Source organism: Phaeacidiphilus oryzae TH49 (genome assembly GCF_000744815.1).
Lineage (GTDB): Bacteria > Actinomycetota > Actinomycetes > Streptomycetales > Streptomycetaceae > Phaeacidiphilus > Phaeacidiphilus oryzae.
In genome coordinates, this window is sequence record NZ_JQMQ01000004.1 from 492270 (window position 1) to 512472 (window position 20203).

General features: G+C 71.4%; 18 protein-coding genes. 11 read left to right on the forward strand and 7 right to left on the reverse strand.

The annotated features are described in order from the left end of the window. Window positions 1-73 precede the first annotated feature (73 nt). From BS73_RS02390 to BS73_RS02400, 3 genes are all read left to right on the forward strand, one after another. A complete protein-coding gene (locus BS73_RS02390) occupies window positions 74-1432 on the forward strand; it encodes an APC family permease (RefSeq protein ID WP_152617480.1) in 1359 nt (452 codons plus the stop codon). 155 nt (window positions 1433-1587) lie between these two features. Continuing rightward, the gene (locus tag BS73_RS02395; protein WP_051939120.1) at window positions 1588-1983 is read left to right on the forward strand and encodes an SH3 domain-containing protein; all 396 of its coding nucleotides are present in this window, start codon (window positions 1588-1590) and stop codon (window positions 1981-1983) included. Window positions 1984-2094: 111 nt separating this feature from the next. Next, window positions 2095-3207, forward strand: a complete 1113-nt coding sequence (locus BS73_RS02400) for an aminotransferase class V-fold PLP-dependent enzyme (protein ID WP_037568809.1) — start codon at window positions 2095-2097, stop codon at window positions 3205-3207. A 12-nt stretch (window positions 3208-3219) separates the two neighbouring features. Here the strand turns inward: BS73_RS02400 and BS73_RS02405 are convergent, their stop codons facing one another. Further along, window positions 3220-3609: a helix-turn-helix domain-containing protein gene (locus tag BS73_RS02405; RefSeq protein ID WP_037568811.1), complete on the reverse strand. Its 390-nt coding sequence runs from the start codon at window positions 3607-3609 to the stop codon at window positions 3220-3222. Window positions 3610-3857: 248 nt separating this feature from the next. On the opposite strand from BS73_RS02405, the gene BS73_RS02410 reads away from it, so the two are divergent. Beyond that, complete coding sequence (locus BS73_RS02410) at window positions 3858-5009, forward strand: glycoside hydrolase family 3 N-terminal domain-containing protein (protein ID WP_235215249.1); 1152 nt, start codon at window positions 3858-3860, stop codon at window positions 5007-5009. Window positions 5010-5111: 102 nt separating this feature from the next. Here the strand turns inward: BS73_RS02410 and BS73_RS02415 are convergent, their stop codons facing one another. Both BS73_RS02415 and BS73_RS02420 read right to left on the reverse strand, forming a co-directional pair. Beyond that, a complete protein-coding gene (locus BS73_RS02415) occupies window positions 5112-6740 on the reverse strand; it encodes a glycoside hydrolase family 27 protein (protein ID WP_037568812.1) in 1629 nt (542 codons plus the stop codon). 31 nt (window positions 6741-6771) lie between these two features. Next, window positions 6772-8247 carry an endo-1,4-beta-xylanase gene (locus tag BS73_RS02420; protein WP_037568814.1) on the reverse strand — a complete coding sequence of 492 codons (1476 nt, stop codon included), beginning with the start codon at window positions 8245-8247 and terminating at the stop codon, window positions 6772-6774. Window positions 8248-8752: 505 nt separating this feature from the next. On the opposite strand from BS73_RS02420, the gene BS73_RS02425 reads away from it, so the two are divergent. Then, window positions 8753-10249 (forward strand): arabinofuranosidase catalytic domain-containing protein, encoded by a 1497-nt coding sequence (locus BS73_RS02425; protein ID WP_084703706.1) that lies wholly within the window; start codon window positions 8753-8755, stop codon window positions 10247-10249. Between the two features lie 141 nt (window positions 10250-10390). Here BS73_RS02425 and BS73_RS39095 read toward each other — a convergent pair whose 3' ends face one another. Continuing rightward, complete coding sequence (locus BS73_RS39095; RefSeq protein ID WP_037568816.1) at window positions 10391-10729, reverse strand: DUF3140 domain-containing protein; 339 nt, start codon at window positions 10727-10729, stop codon at window positions 10391-10393. After that, window positions 10726-10950, reverse strand: a complete 225-nt coding sequence (locus BS73_RS39100; protein WP_037568818.1) for a hypervirulence associated TUDOR domain-containing protein — start codon at window positions 10948-10950, stop codon at window positions 10726-10728. The genes BS73_RS39095 and BS73_RS39100 overlap by 4 nt, the downstream gene beginning before the upstream one ends. A gap of 244 nt (window positions 10951-11194) precedes the next feature. On the opposite strand from BS73_RS39100, the gene BS73_RS40250 reads away from it, so the two are divergent. Beyond that, the gene (locus tag BS73_RS40250; protein ID WP_265736846.1) at window positions 11195-11329 is read left to right on the forward strand and encodes a hypothetical protein; all 135 of its coding nucleotides are present in this window, start codon (window positions 11195-11197) and stop codon (window positions 11327-11329) included. After that, entirely contained in the window at window positions 11326-12213 is an 888-nt protein-coding gene (locus tag BS73_RS02440; protein ID WP_037568819.1) for a short-chain dehydrogenase/reductase, read from the forward strand. Before BS73_RS40250 ends, BS73_RS02440 begins: the two co-directional genes overlap by 4 nt. A gap of 19 nt (window positions 12214-12232) precedes the next feature. On the opposite strand, the gene BS73_RS02445 is transcribed toward BS73_RS02440, so the two are convergent. After that, window positions 12233-13420 carry a cytochrome P450 family protein gene (locus BS73_RS02445; RefSeq protein ID WP_037568821.1) on the reverse strand — a complete coding sequence of 396 codons (1188 nt, stop codon included), beginning with the start codon at window positions 13418-13420 and terminating at the stop codon, window positions 12233-12235. Window positions 13421-13936: 516 nt separating this feature from the next. On the opposite strand from BS73_RS02445, the gene BS73_RS02450 reads away from it, so the two are divergent. Next, entirely contained in the window at window positions 13937-14965 is a 1029-nt protein-coding gene (locus tag BS73_RS02450; protein WP_037568823.1) for a glycoside hydrolase family 11 protein, read from the forward strand. A gap of 85 nt (window positions 14966-15050) precedes the next feature. Here the strand turns inward: BS73_RS02450 and BS73_RS02455 are convergent, their stop codons facing one another. After that, a complete protein-coding gene (locus BS73_RS02455; RefSeq protein ID WP_037568825.1) occupies window positions 15051-16571 on the reverse strand; it encodes a GH39 family glycosyl hydrolase in 1521 nt (506 codons plus the stop codon). 378 nt (window positions 16572-16949) lie between these two features. Between BS73_RS02455 and BS73_RS02460 the strand changes: the two genes are divergently transcribed. The 3 genes from BS73_RS02460 to BS73_RS02470 all read left to right on the forward strand — a co-directional run bounded on the left by BS73_RS02460 (window position 16950) and on the right by BS73_RS02470 (window position 20187). Continuing rightward, on the forward strand, window positions 16950-18251 hold the full coding sequence (locus BS73_RS02460) for an extracellular solute-binding protein (protein ID WP_037568827.1): 1302 nt from the start codon (window positions 16950-16952) through the stop codon (window positions 18249-18251). Between the two features lie 143 nt (window positions 18252-18394). Beyond that, the gene (locus tag BS73_RS02465; RefSeq protein ID WP_235215251.1) at window positions 18395-19288 is read left to right on the forward strand and encodes a carbohydrate ABC transporter permease; all 894 of its coding nucleotides are present in this window, start codon (window positions 18395-18397) and stop codon (window positions 19286-19288) included. Next, complete coding sequence (locus BS73_RS02470) at window positions 19285-20187, forward strand: carbohydrate ABC transporter permease (RefSeq protein ID WP_037568831.1); 903 nt, start codon at window positions 19285-19287, stop codon at window positions 20185-20187. Before BS73_RS02465 ends, BS73_RS02470 begins: the two co-directional genes overlap by 4 nt. The last annotated feature ends 16 nt before the right edge of the window (window positions 20188-20203 follow it).

Sequence of the window (20203 nt, forward strand, 5' to 3'; positions counted from 1 at the left end):
CCACGACCACCGAGCCGCCCGCGCCCGGCCGCGGACTCAAGCGCGGCACCCTCGGCCTCGGGGCGCGGTGGTGATGTCGGCCGCGCTGATGGGGCCGGCGGTCTCGGTCTACTTCAATCCCCAACTGGTCGCCGCCCAGGCGGGATCGGCCACGCCGTTCGTCTTCGTCCTCTCCATGGCGGCCGCGCTGATCGTGGCCAACGGGATCATGGAGATGGCCCGTGAACTGCCCAGCGCCGGCGCGTTCTACACCTATGTCACGCGCGGGGTGGGCGCCAGGACCGGGTTCGTCACCGGCGGGCTGATGTTCCTCGCCTACGCGCTCCTGGTCCCCGCCGAGCTGGCACTGATCGGGAGTTACACCCACGACCTGCTGGCACAGCACGGGATCCGGGTCCCCTGGGTGGTGATATCCCTGGTCGCGGCGGCGCTGATGACGCTGCTCTCGGCCCGGGGGATCGGCGGGTCGATCAAGGTCGCGCTGGTCATGTTCTCCTGCGAGGTGGCGGTGATCCTGCTGCTCAGCGTGATCATCGTGGCCAAGGGCGGAGCCCACGGGCTGTCCGCGACCCCGCTGCTGCCCACCAGCTCCACCAAGGGCCTGAGCGGCATCGCCCTCGGCATGGTCTACGGCGTCCTGTCCTTCGTCGGCTTCGAGGCGGCGGCCACCCTGGGGGAGGAGACCCGCAACCCGCGGCGGAACATCCCGCGCGGGCTGGTCTACGCGGTCGTCCTGGTCGGCGCCATCTACCTGTTCTGCACCTACGCCGAGACCGTCGGCTTCGGGACCTCCGACGGCGCCATGGCGCAGCTGGCGGCGGACGCGGCCCCCTTCACCACCCTCGGCCACGCCTACGCGCCCTGGATGGACCTCCTCATCGGCCTGGCCGGGGTCTCCAGCATCTTCGCCGTCACCGTCAACTCCAACAACGGCATCGTCCGGATCCTCTACGCGATGGGCCGGGAGGGGATGCTGCCCCGCCGACTCGCCGTGGTCAGCCCCCGGTTGGGCACCCCCGCGTTCGCGGTGTACGTGCAGGCCGCCTTCGCCGTGCTGGTGACCGTGGCCATGGGCTTCTGGGTGGGGCCCTTCACCACCTACGCCTACCTCGGCGCCGTGCTGACCTTCGCCATCATCCCGGTCTACTGGCTGACCAACGTCGCCTGCATGCGGTTCTTCCGCAAGCAGCACCCCGAGCAGTTCAGGCCGCTGCGGCACGTCGTCCTGCCGGTGCTGGCGATCGTGCTGATGGTGATCCCCGTCTACGGCAGCGTCTGGCCGGTGCCGGCCGCCCCGTACGACTGGTTCCCGTACGCGGTGCTGGGCTGCATCGCGCTGCTGGCCGCCGTCGCCGCGGGACTCGGCCGGCGGCGCCCCGAACTGCTCCGCCGGGCGGGCGAGGTGCTGGCCGGGGTGGACGAGAGCGCCTGAGCCGAGCGGAACGTCGTCTACGACTTCTGGTGATCGGCGAGAGTTCGGAACCGAACCATTCCTCTCGATGTCCTGGCAACTGTGAGCTCCCTGTGGGGGGTGTGAGCTCGGAAGTGCCGAGCGAGAGAGAAGAGAGACAGAGAGTGGGAAACAACATGCGTGCACTGTCTGCCCGTCGGCTGCTGGCCACCGGGGCGGTCCTCGCTGTCGCGGGGTCGGGGGCGCTGCTGGCGGCGGTTCCGGCCGGTGCGGCGACCCCGGCGGCGGCGCCTGTGGCGGCGCACTCCGCGCCCGCCGCCACGCCGAAGGCGGCCGCCCAGCCGAAGGGCAAGGTGGTGTCCAAGGTGGCACTGTCGGTCAGGTCCGGGGCCTCCACCAGCACCAAGCGGCTGGGCACCGTCGCGCCCGGGGCGGTCATCGCCCTGCAGTGCAAGGTGGTCGGGCAGAACGTGGACGGCAACCGGCTCTGGTACCGCCTGGGCGCCGGAAAGGCCGGGTACGTCAGCGCCCGGTACGTGCAGAACCTCTCCACGGTGCCGTACTGCAAGTGACGCCGGCCGGGACACCGTGAGATGAGTGCCGGTGCCGGGGCGGAACCCCCCGGGGAGTTCCGCCCCGGCACCGACCTCGATCAGTGGCGGGCCCAGGGGGATGATGCCGTCATGGATCTCCACGATCAGTACGGGCTGACCCGGGTCGTCAACGCCAGGGGGCCGTTCACACCGCTCGGGGTCTCGCGCACCGACCCGGAGGTCGCCGCCGCCACGGCGGAGGCGCTCGGCGGGTTCTTCGTCATGGACGAGCTGCAGGCGCTGGCGAGCCGCGAGCTGGCCGCCGCCACCGGAGCGGAGGCCGGCACCGTCGTCCACTGCACGGCCTCGGCGATCACCCTGGCGGTCGCCGCGAGCATGGCCGGCGAGTCCCCGGAGCGGGTGGCCGCCCTGCCGGACACCGCCGGGATGCCCGCCCGGGCGGTGCTGCCGGCCGGGCACGCGGTGGACTACGGCCAGCCCATCGTGCAGGCCGTCCGCCTCTCCGGCGCCACGGCCGTCCTCGCCGGCAGCGGTACGGAGTGCACCGCGGAGGACCTCGCGCGGGCCCTCGACCACCCCGGAACCGCGTGTCTGCTGCTGGTCTCCTCCCGGCTGACCCGCGGCGCCGTCCCCTTCGCGGACGCGGTGGCGGCGGCACATCGCCTCGGCGTCCCGGTGGTGGTGGACGGCGCGGCCCAGGTGCTGCGGGTCCGCGAACTCCTGGCTACCGGGGCCGATCTGGTACTGGTCAGCGGACAGAAGTACCTGGGCGCTCCGACCGCGGGCCTGGTCCTCGGCCGGGCCGGGCTGATCGCCGCGGTGCGGGCCCAGGAGAAGGGCATCGGCCGGGGGATGAAGGCGACCAAGGAGGCGATTCTGGGCGTCCTCGCCGCGCTTCGGCTCAGCCGGGAGGGCAGCGCCGACGATCCGGGAGCCTGGCGGAAGCAGGCCGAGCGGGTGGCCCGGTTCGCCCAGCGGGCCGCCGAGCTGCCGGGGATCGAGGCGGCCGCCGCCCCCGACCCCACCGGCCTGCCGTTTCCGCGCGTCGGCCTGCGGGTCGACGCCTCCCGGGCCGGGATGGACGCGAAGGCCCTGGCGGCCGCGCTGAGGAGCGGATCCCCGCAGATCTGGGTGATCGACCAGGACGCGGACCGCGGCCGCCTGCTGCTTGAGCTCGTGCCCCTGACGGACGCCGAGGTGGAGCTGGTCCTCGCCCGGCTGGCGCTGCTGATCGCGGGCTGACCGCCCGGGACCTCAGGCGTCCGGGCTGCTGCTTGCGTAGGTCCGCAGGCGCTCCACCACCGCCAGCACGACCGCCTGGTCCTCGGGTCGGGTGATCCCGAGGGCGAGGAGCGCCTGACCGGGGGTGATCTCCGAGGCGGTGCCCCCGGCGGGCAGTCCGTCCTCGCCGCCGCCCGCCCGGCGGGCCATCTCGTCGGCGGTCACCCCCAGGTAGGGCGCCAGCTTCAGCATGCTCTTGTAGCTGGGGGCGGCCTGGCCGTTGTAGAAGCGGCTGAGTTGGCCGGCGTCCACGCCGGAGATCCGGGCGAGTTCCGCGGTGGCACCGCGCCGCTCGGGGTCGCGGCCGGCCGCGGCGGCCGTCTCCCGCAGCCAGGTGGCGAAGTCGGTCAGCTCGTCTGCCATGCCCGGAGACTATCGCGGGCCGGCTCGGCCCACCCGGGACGGGGCGGCGGCGCGGGCCGTGATGCCGGACGGGTATCCGGGGGTCCGGCGGCGTGGCTCATGGCCGCCCCGGTGCGCGGGCAGCAGGCTGGGGGGACGCCCGTGACGGAGGAGGAGCGGCGAGGGATGCGAAAGCCGTGGTGCGGAGAGGGACGGCGAGCCGGCGGTCGGGCGGTGGCCGCCGGTCGGGGCCGGCCGCCGGTCGGGCGGTGGCCGTGGCGTTGGCGGTGCTGCTGGCCGGGCCGCTGGCCGCGTCCTGCTCCTCGACCGCCGGGCCGTCCCGTCCGGCGGCCTCGCCCCGCTCGCGGCCGCCCTCGCCTACGCCGTCACCCTCGCCCCCGAGCGCCAGCCGCGGGCTGACGCCGGCGCAGCTGGTGGGCCAGCATCTGGTGTACTCCTATCCCGGCGACACGCCCCCGCAGGCGCTGCTGCAGCGGATCCGCGCCGGCGAGGTCGCCGGAGTGATCTTCTTCAAGGAGAACGTGGCCAGCGCCGCCGGACTGCGCTCGGCGGTGGACCAGCTGCGCCGGGCCCAGCAGGCGAGTCCGGTCCACCGGCCGCTGCTGCTGATGACGGATCAGGAAGGCGGCCAGGTCCGCCGGGTGCCCGGGGCGCCCGCGTCCTCCGCCAGGATGATCGGGGCCACCGGCAGCACGGCCGCCGCCGCGGCGGCGGGCCGGGACGCCGGACGGAATCTGCGCTCCCTCGGGCTCACCGTCAACCTCGCTCCGGTGCTCGACGTCTACCGCAGTCCCGGCGACCTCACGGACCAGGCGCAGCGCTCGTTCAGCCAGGACCCCGCGGCGGTCGGCGCCATGGGCACCGCGTTCGCCGTCGCTCAGCAGGCCGCCGGGGTCGCCTCGACCGCCAAGCACTTCCCGGGCCTGGGCGCGGCCGCCGCGGCGGAGAACACCGATCTGCGGCCGGTCACCCTCGACCTGCCCCTGGCGCAGCTGCGGGAGCGGGACGAGGCCCCCTACCGGCAGGCGATCACGGCCGGTGTGAAGCTGGTGATGCTGAGCTGGGCACGCTATCCGGCGCTGGACGCGGCGCACCCGGCCGGCCTGTCGCCCACCGTGGTCCGCACCGAGCTGCGCGGTCGGCTCGGCTTCACCGGGGTCACCATCACCGACGCACTGGAGGCCAAGGCCCTGGACCCGGTGGGGCCCACCGGCACCCGGGCGGTCGCCGCGGCGGGCGCGGGGATGGACCTCCTCCTCTGCTCGGCCCGCGCCGTGGGGCAGGGGGACGCCGCCGCCCAGGCGCTCGGCGCCGCCCTGCGGGACCACCGGCTCGACCCCGCGGCGTTCCGCGCCTCGGCGGACCGGATCCTGGCGCTGCGGGCGACCCTGGCGGGTTGAGCGCGGGGCGAGCGGCCCGCGGCCCGTGGGCGTCCCCGGCCGGAGCGGGTCGGCCGGAGGCCGCCCGCCCCGGCCGGGGGGGGCGTACATGGCGCTGAGCGGTCAGCCCAGGGACCACTGCTGGTTGGTCTGCCCGTTGCAGGTCCACAGCTCGACGCCGGCGCCGTCGGCCGTGGAGGCACCGGTGACGTCGAGGCACAGGCCGGACTGGACGCCGGTCACCGTGCCGTCGGCGTTCACCGACCACTGCTGGTTGGTCTGGCCGTTGCACGTCCAGGTCTCGACCTTGGTGCCCGGGGCCGTCTGGTTGTCGTAGGCGTCCAGGCACAGCCGGCTGCCGGCGAGGTCGACCGTCAGCTGTCCCGAGGAGGTGCGTGTCCAGATCTGGTTCGAGCCGCCGTTGCAGTCCCAGACGTCCACCTGGGTGCCGGGCGTGGCGGAGCCTCCCGGCACGTCCAGGCACTTGCCCGCCCCGACCGCGTGGAGTTCACCGCTGCCGGCCGTGGTGCCGCCGCTGCCTCCGGAGACCCGGAACATGACCGTCCCGTGGGCCGGGACGGACGCGCTGATGGTCCCGGTGGTGGTGCTCACCGCTCCCGTCCACAGGTTGGTCAGCGAGTAGTCGGCGGCGCCGCTCTTCCCGACGGCGGCGGCGGTGGTGGAGATGGTGGCGGGGGAGCCGTTCTCGTTGAACAGCGCCACCGACACGTCCCCGTTGGCCAGCGGCTTGGCCAGGACGTCGAGTCCACCGGAGGAGGAGACCTCGGTGCCCTGCTTCCCCAGGGGGTCCTGGTCGACCGCGATCACCCGGGAGTTGGTCAGGATGCCGAGGGTGGTGGAGCTCGCGTTGGCGAGGTCGGTGCCGGAGATCAGCGGCGCCGCCATCTCGGCCCAGAGGCTGAACTCGCTCTGGTCCTCGGTCGCGGACATGCCGTTGCCGACCTCCAGCATGTCGGGGTCGTTCCAGCCGCCGGGCCCGGCATAGGCGGCCAGGGCGACGTTGCTGTGGAAGTTGGACAGCATGCTGGCGTAGCTCGCGTTGATGTCCCCCGTGGTGCGCCAGCTGTTGCCGACGCCGGCGCCCCAGGTCCACACGTTCTCCTGGCCCCAGTCGCACAGGCTGAACAGGATCGGCCGGCCGGTGGCGGCGATCGCGTCCCGCATCGTGGTGTAGCGGGTCTGGGCGCTGATGCCCTGGTTGTTGCAGTTGTCGTACTTGAGGTAGTCGACCCCCCAGGAGGCGAAGCTGGCCGCGTCGGTCGTCTCGTGGCCGAGACTGCCCGGGTAGCCGGCGCAGGTCGCGGTGCCCGCGTCCTCGTAGATGCCGAGCTTCAGGCCCAGCGAGTGGACGTAGGCGGCGGTGCCGGCGATGCCGTCGGGGAACTTGGCCGGATCGGGGACGAGTTGGCCGGAGGCGTTGCGGCTCTTGGTCATCCAGCAGTCGTCGATGTTGACGTACTGGTACCCGGCGGCCTGCATGCCGTCGGTGTGGATGGCCAGCGCAGTCGCCTTGATCAGGGATTCGGAGACGTTGCAGCCGTAGGCGTTCCAGTCGTTGAACCCCATCTGCGGGGTGCGGGCCAGGCCGTTGCCGAGGGCCTGGGCGGGGGTGGCGGCCGTCAGCTGGGCGAACGGCAGCACCACCAGGCAGGCGAGGAACGCCAGGACCGAGAGGAGGAGGCCGCCGGCGCGGACGCGCCGGCCTCGGAGGGAACGGACGAGTGGAGTCATCCTCGGACTCCGCTCCGCCGGTGGGGGGCCATCAGCCGAGGGTCCATTGCTGGTTGGACTGGCCGCTGCAGGTCCACAACTGGACCAGGGCCGCGTTCGCGGTGGAGGCCCCGGACACATCCAGGCACAGCCCGGACTGCACCCCGGTCACCGTCCCGTTGGAATTGAGCTTCCACTGCTGGTTGGCCTGACCGTTGCACGGCCACACCACCACCTTGGTCCCCGCCGTGGTGCCCTGACCGTTGGCGTCCAGACACATCTGCGAACTGCCGCTGTAGACCGTCAGCGCACCACCCGAGGTATGCGTCCAGGTCTGGTTCGACCCACCCCAGCAGTCATAGATCTGCACCTGGGTCCCCGCCGTCGTCGACCCGTTCGGCACATCCAGACACTTCCCCGCCCCCACCGCATGCAACTCACCCGTGGTGGCGGTGCCCCCGCCGCCGGAGGTGGAGCCGCCGAGGGCGGAAAGGGCCGCGTAGTAGGAGGGCTTGGGCTGGTCGTTGTCGTCGTACATGGTGGCCGACCCGTAGCCGGAGAAGGTGCCGGGGATCCAGGAGTGGGCGTCGTCCACGCCCCACTGGCTCACGCCGACGCAGCGGGAGACGGCCAGGCAGTCCCGGACCACGTTGCCGTAGTCGGTGGCCTGCTGCTGGAGGTTGGCGCTGCTGGCGGGGAGCTGGATGCGGTCGTCGAGCTCGGTCACCGCGACGTCCAGGCCCAGGTTGGCGAACCGCTGGAGGTTCGCCTGCATGTCGGAGGGGACCTGGCCGAGGACGAAGTGGCTCTCGAAGCCGATGCCGTTCAGCGGCACGCCCTGGGAGAGGAGGGACTGGGCCAGGCTGTAGAGGGCGTTGCTCTTGGCGTTCTCACCCTCGATGCCGTAGTCGTTGATGTAGAGCTTGGCGTTCGGGTCGGCGGCGTGCGCGGTGCGCAGCGCGTCGGCGATGTAGCCGGAGCCCATGGCCCGGTAGAACGGGTCCTGGACGAGGGAGCCGTCGCCGTTCATCGGCTCGTTCACCACGTCCCAGGAGTACACCTTCCCCTTGTAGTGGGTCGCCTCGGTGGTGATGTGCGACTCCATGGCGGACTGGACCTGGCTCAGCGGCAGGTTGGAGACCCAGGAGGGCAGCTGGTTCTGCCAGACCAGGTTGTGGCCGCGCACCCGCATGCCGTGCGCCTGGGCGAACTGCACGATCTGGTCGCCGGGGCCGAAGTTGTACGAGCCGTTGGAGGGCTCGGTGGTGTCCCACTTCATCTCATTGCCGGGGGTCACCATGTCGAACTGCGCCTCCGCGACCGAGGTCTCGCCGCTCACGCTGAGGTCGCCGTCGGTCAGGGCGGTGCCGAAGTACCGGCCGTCCGCCTCGGCCGCGGCCTTCAGCGTGCTGCCGGCCGCGGCGGCCCGCGAGGCCGGGAGCAGTGCGCCGACCGCGAGGGCCAGCACCGCGACCACCCCCACGATCCAGGAGCGGCGTAATCCGAGCAGGGTTCTTCCGAGGGGCATGTCGACCTCCAGGGGTCGTCGCGGCGGGGAGCGCGCACGCCCGGCAGCACCAGGGCAGCGCCTGGGTTGTCTTGCGCGGTGCGTGGCCGTCTGCAGGCGCACAGGCGCACAGGCACACAGACGCAGGCCGGGATCACGGGCAGCCGCCATCGGTTCAGGGGTTCGGAGCGCCTCGCGGCGGCCGTCCGGCAACGGCTCGCGGCGGGATGTGCTCCCGGGGCTAGAGAACTCGGAACGGAAGGAAGCGTCAATACGCTAGAAAAGTTTCGTCGTTGTTTCGGACAGGCTGCGGCGGCCGCGCACCTGTGAGCTGGGGAGGCACAGGATCGCCATGACTCCGCCTCCGATGGGCCAACCCGCATGCGAGCGCTAACACTTGACATGTCCTCAGTCCCGCTGCACCGTCTTCACCTAGCGCATCCCCATCCCCGACGGACCGGCATCCTCAGGGACATGAGTGTTAGCGCTAACAATCCATCCAGGTTGCGCAACGAAAGGAGTTCAGATGAGACATCTACGACCATGGCGCAGACTCCGGCGGTCAGTGGGAGCCAAGGCTCTCGCCCGCGGGAGCGCCGCAGCGCTGCTCGTCATCGGGGGACTGGCCGCCGCGGGGATCACGACCGGCTCGGCCCAGGCCGCCTCGCAGGGCCCGTGCGACATCTACGCCTCCGGCGGCACGCCGTGTGTGGCGGCGCACTCCACCACCCGGGCGCTGTACGGGTCCTACAGCGGCTCGCTGTACCAGGTGCGCCGCTCCTCCGACGGCGCCACCAAGAACATCGGCGTGCTGAGCGCGGGCGGCTACGCCGACGCCGCGTCCCAGGACTCCTTCTGCGCCGGCACGACCTGCGTCATCACCGTCATCTACGACCAGTCCGGCCGCGGCAACAACCTCACCCAGGCCCCTGGCGGAGGGGCCGCCTCCGGTCCGGACAACCTCGCCAACGCCACCGCGGCGCCGATCACCCTGGGCGGCCACGAGGCCTACGGGGTCTATGTCGCCCCCGGCACCGGCTACCGCGACGACAACACCTCGGGCATCGCCACCGGCGACCAGCCGGAGGGGGAGTACGCCATCCTCGACGGCACCCACTACAACGGCGGCTGCTGCTTCGACTACGGCAACGCCGAGACCAGCAACAACGACACCGGCAACGGCCACATGGAGGCCATCTACTTCGGCAACATCAAGGTCTGGGGCTATGGCGCGGGCAGTGGCCCCTGGGTGATGGCCGATATGGAGAACGGCCTGTACTCCGGGGTGAACGCGGGCTACAACGCCAACGACCCCAGCGTCAACCACCGGTTCCTCACCGCAATGCTCAAGGGCGAACCGAACCAGTGGTCGATCCGGGGAGGCGACGCGCAGTCCGGCGGACTGTCGACCTTCTACAGCGGTCCGCGCCCGAACGTCTCCGGCTACAACCCGATGCACAAGGAGGGCGCCATCATCCTCGGCATCGGCGGCGACAACAGCAAGGGCGCCGCGGGCACCTTCTACGAGGGCGTGATGACCTCCGGCTACCCCTCCGACTCCACCGAGAACGCCGTCCAGTCCAACATCACCGCGGCCGGTTACGGAGCCGGCGCCACCAGTGGCGGGACCACGGGTGAGTTGCATGCGGTGGGGGCGGGGAAGTGTCTGGATGTGCCGAACGGGTCAACGACGGCGGGGACCCAGGTGCAGATCTATGACTGCTGGGGTGGGTCGAACCAGACCTGGACGCATACCTCGGGTGGTGCGCTGACGGTCTACAGCGGCAGTTCGCAGATGTGTCTGGACGCCAACGGTCAGGGCACGACGGCGGGGACCAAGGTGGTGGTGTGGCCGTGCAACGGGCAGGCCAACCAGCAGTGGAAGCTCAATTCCAACGGGACGGTGACCGGGGTGCAGTCCGGGCTGTGCCTGGATGTGTCCGGGGCCTCCACCGCCAACGCGGCCCTGGTCCAGCTGTGGACCTGCAGCGGCCAGTCCAACCAGCAATGGACCCTCGGCTAGGACGCGGCTGACGGCCTCGGCTGAGGGCCCCGGCTGACGGCCCCGGCCCCCGGGTACCGGGCGAGGCGCCCCTCGCCGTGGAGACGATCTCGGTGCGGCAGCCCCGAGCGCTCCCGCGGCGAGGGGCAATCCGCGCCCGGGTCATCTCTTCGGGTCGTGGCCCCAGTTCATCAGGGAGTACCGCCATGTCGTGTCGGTGACGTCGCCCTTCGGCCGCTGGGCCAGGTGGCGGTGGACATAGCCGGTGACCTTGCGCATATGGGCGAGGTCGTCCTGGTCCAGGTCGCCCTTGCGGGTGCGCAGCAGTGCGACGATGCGCCGCCCGGAGGCGTGCCCGACACTCTCGCCTCCGTCGCCGTGCCGGCCCGCGCCACGCGAGCGGTCGGTGCCGAGCCAGTCCTCCAGTTCGCCCGGCGTCATGTTCACCGCCTCGTGGAAGGCCCGCAGCACCTCCTCCTGGTCCTCATCGCCGCCCGTCACGAGTGACCGTCCTCTCTGTGCAGCGCCTCCGGCTTGTGGACGGCCCGACGGCCGGACTTCTCGCTGCGCACCTCGTACTGCGGCTCCTGCGGCGAGGCGTCGACGGTTCGGCCGGCCGCCCGGGTGCGGCCGGTGATCCTGCGTGTCACGCGGCCCACGGCACTGCTGCCGTGGCTGCGCCAGGACACCCGGTCGCCCTTCCGCGGCTTCTGCCTGGACATGGCGCTCTCCTTCCCGAGGAAGCCCTTGGCACGCGGCTACCCGTTCTGTCGTGTTCACCCGCTCTGGGGCGTTATGCCGCCACCCGAGGCCGACTGACGCGCCCAGCCGGGGCCGATCCGGTGCAGCGCCAGCGCGTCCCATCGGCGCACCTCGGCATCGGACGGCGCGCACACCAGGTGATCCACCCGCGGCGCGCGGCCCGGCCGCGGCCGCTCACCGCCCGGCACGGCTCCGACGAAGTCGGTGGCCAAGGAGATCCAGCTCAACATGTGGGTCCGGTTCTGCCTGGCCGCCGTCGCGACCTCGGGCGGACGGCTGGTGGACGGGGTGCACATCTCCACCCGCCGGCTGGAGGTGCCGGGCGAAGGGGAGCCGTGAGAAGGCGCGGCCGCCGCCCTCTCGAGGACCGGGTCGTCGTGGTGACCGGAGCCGCGCGCGGGCTGGGCGCCGCCCTGGCGGGCGAGTTGGCCCGGCGCGGTGCCCGGCCGGCGCTCCTCGGCCACGACCGGCCCGGCCTGGAGGCGGTCGCGGCCGCCCTCCCCACCCCGGCGCTGGCCGTCGAGGTGGACGTCACCGATGCCCAGGCGCTGGAGGACGCCGCCCGGGAGGTCCGCGGCCGGCTCGGCCGGCCGTCCGCGGTCGTGGCGAACGCGGGAATCGCGGAGGGCGGAACGTTCGCCACCTCGGACCCCGCCGCATGGCGCCAGGTGGTCGAGGTGAACCTGACCGGGAGCGCCCACACGGCCCGGGCGTTCCTGCCCGACCTCATCGCCACCAGGGGCTACTTCCTGCAGGTCGCCTCGCTGGCCGCGCTCGGCGCCACGCCCATGTTGAGCGCCTACTGCGCCTCCAAGGCGGGCGTGGAGGCGTTCGCCCACTCCCTGCGAGCGGAGGTGGCGCACCAGCGGGTCGCGGTCGGCATCGCCTATCCCACCTGGACGGACACCGACATGATCCGCGACGCGGAACGGTATGCGGCCGTCCACGGCCTGCGGGCCCGGATGCCTCCTCCGCTGCGTGCCGTCCACCCGGTGGAGGCGGTCGCCGACCGCCTGGCGCGCGCGGTCGAGCGCCGCCGCCCCGCGGTCTGCGTGCCGGGGTCGCTGCGGCTGCTCCAGATCACCCGGCCGGCCGTGCCCCCGGTCGTACTGCGGGTCTCCCGCCGGCTGCTGCCCCGCCTGGACGCCGGAGAGCCGCTGCCCGGCACGGGTCGGCTGGGCGCCGGCGGAGGCTCCGCCGGCAGGCGGGAAGCGGGGGGCTGATCACCGGTCGCCGCGCGGCTCAGCCGTCGAGGACCGGCAGCGTCCGCAGGCCGCGGATGAGCCTGGTCGAACGCCAGACGAGTCGGTCGGCGGGCACGGCGAGGCGGAGGCGGGGGAAGCGGGCGAGCACCGCCCGCAGGGCGATGGCGGCCTCGGCCCTGGCGAGTGGCGCTCCGACGCAGCGGTGGATGCCGTATCCGAAGGTCAGATGGCCGGCGGCAGCCCGGTCCAGGTCCAGCCGATCGGGTGAGGGGTAGCGGTCCGGGTCGCGGTTGGCGGCGCCGAGGGCGAGGAGCACCGGGGAGCCGGCCGGGACCTGCCGGCCGGCCAGAGTGACCGGCTCCTCGGCGTATCGGAAGGTCGCGGTGGTGAACGGGGAGCAGTACCGCAGCAGTTCCTCCAGCGCGGCCGGCAGGGAGTCGGGGTCGGCGCGGAGGCGGTCGAGCTCGGCCGGGTGCTGGAGGAGGGCGAGGACGGCGTTGCCGAGGAAGGCGGTCGTGGTCTCGTGCCCGGCGACGAGCAGCAGGACGGCCAGGGAGAGGAGTTCCTCCTCGGTCAGCCGGTCTTCTCCGTCCCGGGCCGCGATGAGCCGGTCCAGCAGCGACGCCGAAGGGGAGGCCCGCCGGGCGGCGATGAGCTGTGCCAGGTACGAGGCCAGGGAGTGGGAGGCCGCGTCGACGCGCTCCGGCGCCCCTGCCGCGAAGAGCTCGGCGGACCAGTGGCGGACGCTGGGGCGGTCGTCCTTCGGCACCCCGAGGAGTTCGCAGATGACGATGACCGGAAGCGGCATGGCCAGGGCGGCCACGAGGTCGAAGGCGACCCCGGGCTCGCCGGGGCACCGGTCCAGCAGCGCCTGGGTGGTCTTGGCGATGAAGGGCCGGAGCGCTGCCACCGCTCCCGTGGTGAACGCCGTGGTCACCAGCTTCCGCAGCCGGGTGTGCCGCGGTGGGTCGGTGGCCGACATGCTCTGCGAGACGGCGGGATGGAGGTCGCGGGTGGAGGGCTTGCCGGCGAAGAAGCGCGCGGTGTCCTTGGAGACCTGAGGGCAGGTCAGCGCTTCGCGGGCGGCCTGGTAGCCGGTGACGAGGTAACCCGGTGGCCGCTCGGGGTGGCGGGTGTCGGGCAGCGGGTGGACCGGGTCGCTCGCCCGCAGTCGGGCGAAGTAGGGGTACGGGTCCTCGGCGGGGTCCTGCGGTGGGTGGCTCATACCTGCCGGCGCTGACGGGTCGAGGGGTCGACGGTTCTTCGGACGAGGAGGCGGGTGGGCGGGGAGGTCCGGAAGACCGAGGGTAGCCCGTCGGATGCCGCTCCAGAACCCGGATCGGAGAAAGCGGCGAGTAGGTCCGAAATTTTCGATGAAGTCCCTGCTCCCCGGCCCCACGAGTGCGCGGCTCTCCAGGCAGTCCCGGCGGACCGCATCTGAAGGAGAGCGGCAACACGTCTTTGAACTGGGATTTCTCCTCTGGTTTGGTTGATTCGAAGAACAGAAAGCTTTCGAAACTCTTACCGAAGGTATTGACACCCGTCGGCCGCCGTCCAAACTGTTCGTCATCGCCGATGCCTGCCGAGGGCAGTTCAGGCCGCATGCCGATCCCGCCTCTGGGCTCGGCTCCCTGCGGTCAGGTCTGTCATGCCCCTGTCAGTTCATCGCTCCTCGACCGGGAACGGCCCGGCGTCCGGCGCAGAGCAGTCCGTCACCACCGCACAGGGAGGGAAAAACCCCATGAGTACGCTGACCCACGAGGTCCACCGCAGACGCGGTCTCGTGGCTGCCGTCCGATGGCTTCTCGCCATGGCACTGGCGGCGGCCGTGGTCGCCCTCGCGCTGCCCGGCTCGGCGCATGCCGACACCACCATCACCTCCAACAGCACCGGCACCAACAACGGGTACTTCTACTCGTTCTGGGAGCAGTCCAGCGGCGCCACCATGACCCTGGGGTCGGGCAGCAACTACAGCCTGAACTGGAACACCGGCTCGCAGAACGTCGTCGCCGGCACCGGCTGGAACCCGGGCAACAGCAACACGGTGTCCTACTCCGGCTCGTGGAACTGCAACGGCAACTGCTACCTGTCGCTGTACGGCTGGACCACCAACCCGCTGATCGAGTGGTACATCGTCGACAACTACGGCAGCTACAACCCGAGCACCGGCGCCACCAAGCTGGGCTCTGTCAACAGCGACGGCAGCACGTACGACCTGTACGAGACGACCCGCACCAACGCGCCCTCCATCCAGGGCACCGCGACCTTCCACCAGTACTGGGCGGTCCGCGAGGCGAAGCGCACCGGCGGGACCATCACCGTCTCGAACATCTTCAACGCCTGGAAGAACCTCGGCCTGAACCTCGGCACCCCGAACTACGAGATCCTGGCCACCGAGGGCTACCAGAGCAGTGGCAGCTCCAACATCACCGTCACCTCCGGAGGCACCAGCAGCGGTGGCGGCGGCGGCAGCACTCCGCCGCCCAGTGGCGGCGGCAGCGGCAGCTGCACCGCGACGCTGTCGGCCGGCCAGCAGTGGAGCGACCGCTACAACCTCAACGTCTCGGTCACCGGCTCCAACAACTGGAAGGTGACGGTCAACGTGCCGTCGCCGGAGCAGATCAGCGCCACCTGGAACGTCAACGCCAGCTATCCGAGCAGCCAAGTCCTGGTGGCCACCCCCAACGGAAGCGGCAACAACTGGGGGATGACGATCATGACGAACGGCACCTGGACCTGGCCCACGGTGTCGTGCGCGGTCACCTCGTGATCCGCGTCCCCTGAGCACCACCCGCCCAGCAGCACGCTGCGGCGCGGCGGCCCCCGGGCCGCGGCGCCGCAGCGCCTCCGTCAGCTCACTCCGGGCCGAGGCCGAAGAGCCGGCCGCCGTCCCACCACTCCGGCGTCTCGTCGACCACCGGGGTGAGTTCGAGCAGCGTCACCTCGTTGCGGCCGAGGACGAGGTCCACCTCGGCGCGCCCGCCGGAGACCGGAACGCCGTCGTGCGAGCGTGCGGGCTCGGCGGCCTCGCGCAGGGCGTCGAGCTGGCGGTCGTTCGGCGCCGGCGGCCGTCCCATCTCGGACCAGGCCGCCCAGGAGTTGCCGGCCTCCTCGCTCACGGAGCGCCGCAGAGCGAAGGCGGAACCGTGCGACTCGGGGGCGCCCACGGGCAGGGACAGCCGGACGGTGTGGCCGTCGAGGGGCTCGCCGCCGGCCGGGTCGGCCGGGGCCCAGGCGAGCACCGTGACCCGGCCGTCGCCGTGCCGGGTGACCAGGTGGTCCTCGCCGCGGGCCAGCAGCTGGTCGCCCATCCGGGCCATGAAGGCGTACAGGTGGTAGGTGGGCTTCTTGATCTGACGGTGGGTCAGCAGGCCGAAGCCGCCGTGGAACAGCGCGGTGGGGATGCCCACCTCCTCGAACACGTCGCTGAACGTCCAGTACGAGAAGGAGTCCGCCAGGTCGCCGCCGTTCGCCAGCACCGGCGCCAGGTAGGCCGCGTGGAAGGCCGTGTCGTGGATCGGGTTGTCGGGCCGGTACGAGGAGTTGAACTCCGTGATGTGCAGCGGCAGATCCGCCAGCCCGGTGCCGGCGAGCTGCCGGCGCGGGGCCGCGAACTGCTCCAGGAGGGCACTGGCCGGCATCAGCGTCTGGTGCGTCCCGAACGGCACGATCTGCTCGGGGCCGGAGCTGTAGGCGTGCCGGCTGACGAAGTCGATCGGCAGGTCGCGGGAGTCGACGAACTCCGCGAACCGCTGAATCCAACCCTCCTCGTAGCCCGGGGCCAGCGAGGGGCCGCCCACCTGGAGTCCGGCGTCCACCTCCTTGACCGCAAGTGCGGTCACCTCGTAGAGGCGGTGGTAGGCGTCCTGGTCCGCGGCCCAGAACCCGCGCAGATTCGGCTCGTTCCAGACCTCCACGGGCCAGCTTCGGACCTGCTCCAGGCCGTAGCGGTCGACCAGGTGGCCGAGGACCGCGCGGACCAGCTCCGCCCACTCCCGCTCGTCGTGTGGGGGAGTGACGTTGCCGTTCCACCAGAAGACGGTGTCCTCGCCGGAGGCCAGCCCCGAGGGCATGAAGCCGAGTTCGAGGAAGGGCGCGATCCCCGACTCCAGATAGGAGTCCACCACCTGGTCGAGGTAGGTGAAGGCGTGCCGCACCCGCCGCCGCCCGGCGTGGTCGTAGGGCCGGTGGATGCCCATCCCGTCGCTCAGCAGCCCGTGCCCGCGGATGTGCCGGAAGCCGATCTCCTGCTGCACCAGCCTGAGCGACTCCTGATAGTCGCGCCGCAGCGCGAGGTCGAGCCGGCCTGTGCCCACGCAATGGCGCCAGGCGTCGGGCAGTTGGGCTGTCGACTGACGTGGGACGACGATCCGCATGGTGATCCCTTTGCTGCGGGAGGGGTGGGGTGGAGGTGGGCGGCGGTCGTGGCCGGCCGGCCGGGTTTCCGCTCGACGCGCTGCCGCACCATAGGGAGACCGGGAAAACGGCGTCAAGCATCGATACCACCAGGTCTGCGCCCCGGTGGCGTGCTCCGAGTACGGGAGCCGGGGGTCCGCACGGCCCTGACCCCCGGCTCCCCGCCGTCCCGCTTCGCCCCGCAACCTTCGATAACGATTGCGCAACTTGCGAAAACTTGAGTGTTGCCGCCCTCCCAACTGAGGCGGTACACATGGCTGCGGCTTCGCGAATGGCCGATTAATTTGCGCAAAGTATTCGCATCATCATGTCGTGACGACAGAGCAGGGAGTTCCACGATGGCGAGGAAAACCCACACCGCGACGGCCGTCGCGATCGGCCTGGGCATCGCACTGGCCGCCACCGGCTGTGCCGGAGGCGGCAGCGCCGGCGGCAGCGGCGGCGGTGCCTCCGGCGGGAAGGTCACGCTGACCGTCTGGGAGAACGCCACGCCCGGGCCCGGGGCGGAGTACTGGCGGCAGGCCGCGAAGGAGTACCACGCCCTCCACCCGAACGTCACGATCAAGATCCAGTTGGTCCAGAACGAGGACTTCGACGGCAAGCTGCAGACCGCACTCAACTCGAACTCCGCGCCGGACATCTTCATGCAGCGCGGCGGCGGCAAGATGCAGGCCATGGTCGACGCCGGCCAGATCCAGCCGCTGGACCTCACCGCCACCGACCGGGCCAACGCGGGTGCGGCAGCCCTCGCGGGCAACTCGATCGACGGCAAGGTCTACGCGATGCCGACCGACACCCAGCCCGAGGGCGTCTACTACAGCAAGGACCTCTTCAAGAAGGCCGGCATCGCCTCGACACCGACGTCCATGGACGCGCTGGAGGCGGATGTCGCCAAGCTGAAGGCGATCAATGTGGCGCCGATCGCGGTCGGGGCAAAGGACGCCTGGCCGGCCGCCCACTGGTACTTCAACCTCGCCCTGCGCGAGTGCAGCCGGGACACCATGCAGCAGACCGCCAAGTCGCTCAAGTTCACCGATCCGTGCTGGACCAAGGCCGGCGAGGACCTGGCATCCTTCCTGAAGACCAGCCCCTTCCAGAAGGGCTTCCTGACCACCTCCTCGCAGCAGGGCGCCGGGTCGTCGGCGGGCATGCTCGCGAACCACCGGGCGGCGATGGAGCTCATGGGCAACTGGGACCCCGGGGTGATCGCCAGCCTCACCCCGAACCAGAAGCCGCTTCCCGACCTGGGCTGGTTCCCCTTCCCCGCGGTGCCCGGCGGCCAGGGCGACCCGACCGCCATCATGGGCGGCGGCGGCGGATACTCGCTGTCCAAGAACGCGCCGAAGGAGGCCTTCGGCTTCCTCGAGTTCCTGGTGACCAAGGGTCAGCAGGAGGCGTACGCCAAGGACTTCTACACGATCCCGGTGAACAAGGACGCGCAGGCGGTCGTCACCGACTCCTACAACATCTCGGCACTGCAGGCCTTCAACAAGGCCGCGTACACCATGCAGTTCCTTGACACCGAGTACGGGCAGAACGCCGGCAACGCCATGAACACCGCCGTCGTCAACCTGATGGCCGGCAAGGGCACCGCTGCCGACATCGTCAAGGACACCAACGCCGCTGCCGCGAAGGGCTGAGTGCGCAGACGATGAGCGACACCCTGGGTACCCAGGCGGCCACCGGCCGCCGGTCGCAGGGCACGCACCGGGTCGGGGGCGCGGCCGAGTCCGCGCCCCCGACCCCGCCGCGAGCGGCCGGACGCCGCCGTGGCCGTGCCAGGATGCGACTCGAGATCGCGGTCATGTCCGGACCCGCGATCCTGATGTTCCTGGCGTTCGTGATCTTCCCGGTCGCGCTCGCCGCCTACTACGGCTTCTACCGGTGGCACGGCTACGGCCCGCCCACCGACTGGACCGGCCTCAACAACTACCGGCTGATCCTCACCGACCCCGCGTTCCAGCAGGTGCTGGAGCACAACGCGCTGATCCTGGTGCTCTCGCTGGTCATCCAGGGGCCGGTGGCGATCGTCCTCGCGCTGCTGCTCAACCAGAAGATCCGCGGCCGCTCGCTGATCCGCGTCCTGATCTTCGTGCCCTACATCATCTCCGAGGTCATCGTCGGCACCGGCTGGAGTCTGATCCTGCAGCGCGGCGGCGCGTTCAACGACCTCCTCCAGCACATCGGCCTGGGCTCCCTGCAGGCCGACTGGCTGGCCGACTCGAAGCTGGCCCTCTGGACCCTGATGGCCCTCATCTCGTGGAAGTACATCGGCTTCGCGGTGATCCTGATGCTCGCCGGGCTCCAGTCGATCCCCGACGAGCTCTTCGAGGCCGCCCAGCTCGACGGTGCCTCCTACTGGCAGATCCAGCGGCGGATCACCCTGCCGCTGCTGGGCCCGACCATCCGGATCTGGGCGTTCCTGTCGATCATCGGCTCGCTGCAGCTGTTCGACCTCGTCTACATCATCTGGGGCCAGTACGTCTCGGGCACCGCGGGCACCTCGACGATGGCGATCTACATGGTCTCCCAGGGCCGCGACGCCGGGAACTACGGCTACGGCAGCGCGGTCGCCGTGGTGATGTTCCTGATCTCGCTCGTCGTCGCGCTCCTCTACCAGCGCTTCGTCCTGCGCCGCGACCTCCGGGGCGCCGTCACCGAAGGAGCCGCCCGATGAGCGCGACGAGTGCCGATTCCTGGTTCTCCCCCTCCGCCGAGGCGGGGGCGCCTAGCGGGGGCCGCGCGGGCCGCGGCAGGCCGGAGCGGTGGGGGAGCCCCCTCACCTACTTCGTGGCCCTCCTCTTCATCGCGGTCTGCGTCGCACCGGTGCTCTACATCGTGCTGGGCGGCTTCCGCACCAACTCCCAGATCACCACCCGGCCGGCCGCCCTCCCGCACCCCTGGGTCCTCGGCAACTACGCCGGCGTCCTCAGGTCGACGACGTTCTGGGGCGAATTCGCCAACTCCGTCATCGTCGCCCTGGCGAGCACGCTCGGTATCGTCGTCCTCGGCCTGATGGTGAGCTTCGTCATCGCGCGCTACGACTTCAGGCTCAAGGGGGCGATGTACTCGCTGTTCGCGGCCGGTCTGATGTTCCCCATGGTCATCGCGATCACCCCGCTGTACATCGTGGTCAAGGACCTCGGCCTGGTCGACAACCTCCTCGGCGTGATCATCCCGCAGATCGCCTTCGGGCTGCCGACGACCGTGATCATCCTGGTGCCGTTCCTCAGGGCCATCCCGAACGAGATCGAGGAGGCCGCCGCCATCGACGGGGCGAGCCGGCTCGGCTTCTTCTTCCGCATGGGGGTGCCGCTGTCGCTGCCCGGTGTGGCGACCGTCGGCATCCTGTCGTTCATCGGCAGCTGGAACAACTACGTGCTGCCCCTGTACATGCTCAACTCGCAGGCGAACTACACGCTGCCGCTCGGCGTCCAGGCGTTCTCCTCGCAGTACTCCTCGGACACCGCGAAGGTCCTCGCCTTCACCTCCCTCGCCATGCTGCCCGCGCTGCTCTTCTTCTCGATCTTCCAAAAGCGGATCGTCGGCGGGCTGACCGGCGCCGTCAAGGGCTGAACCGACCCACAGAGAA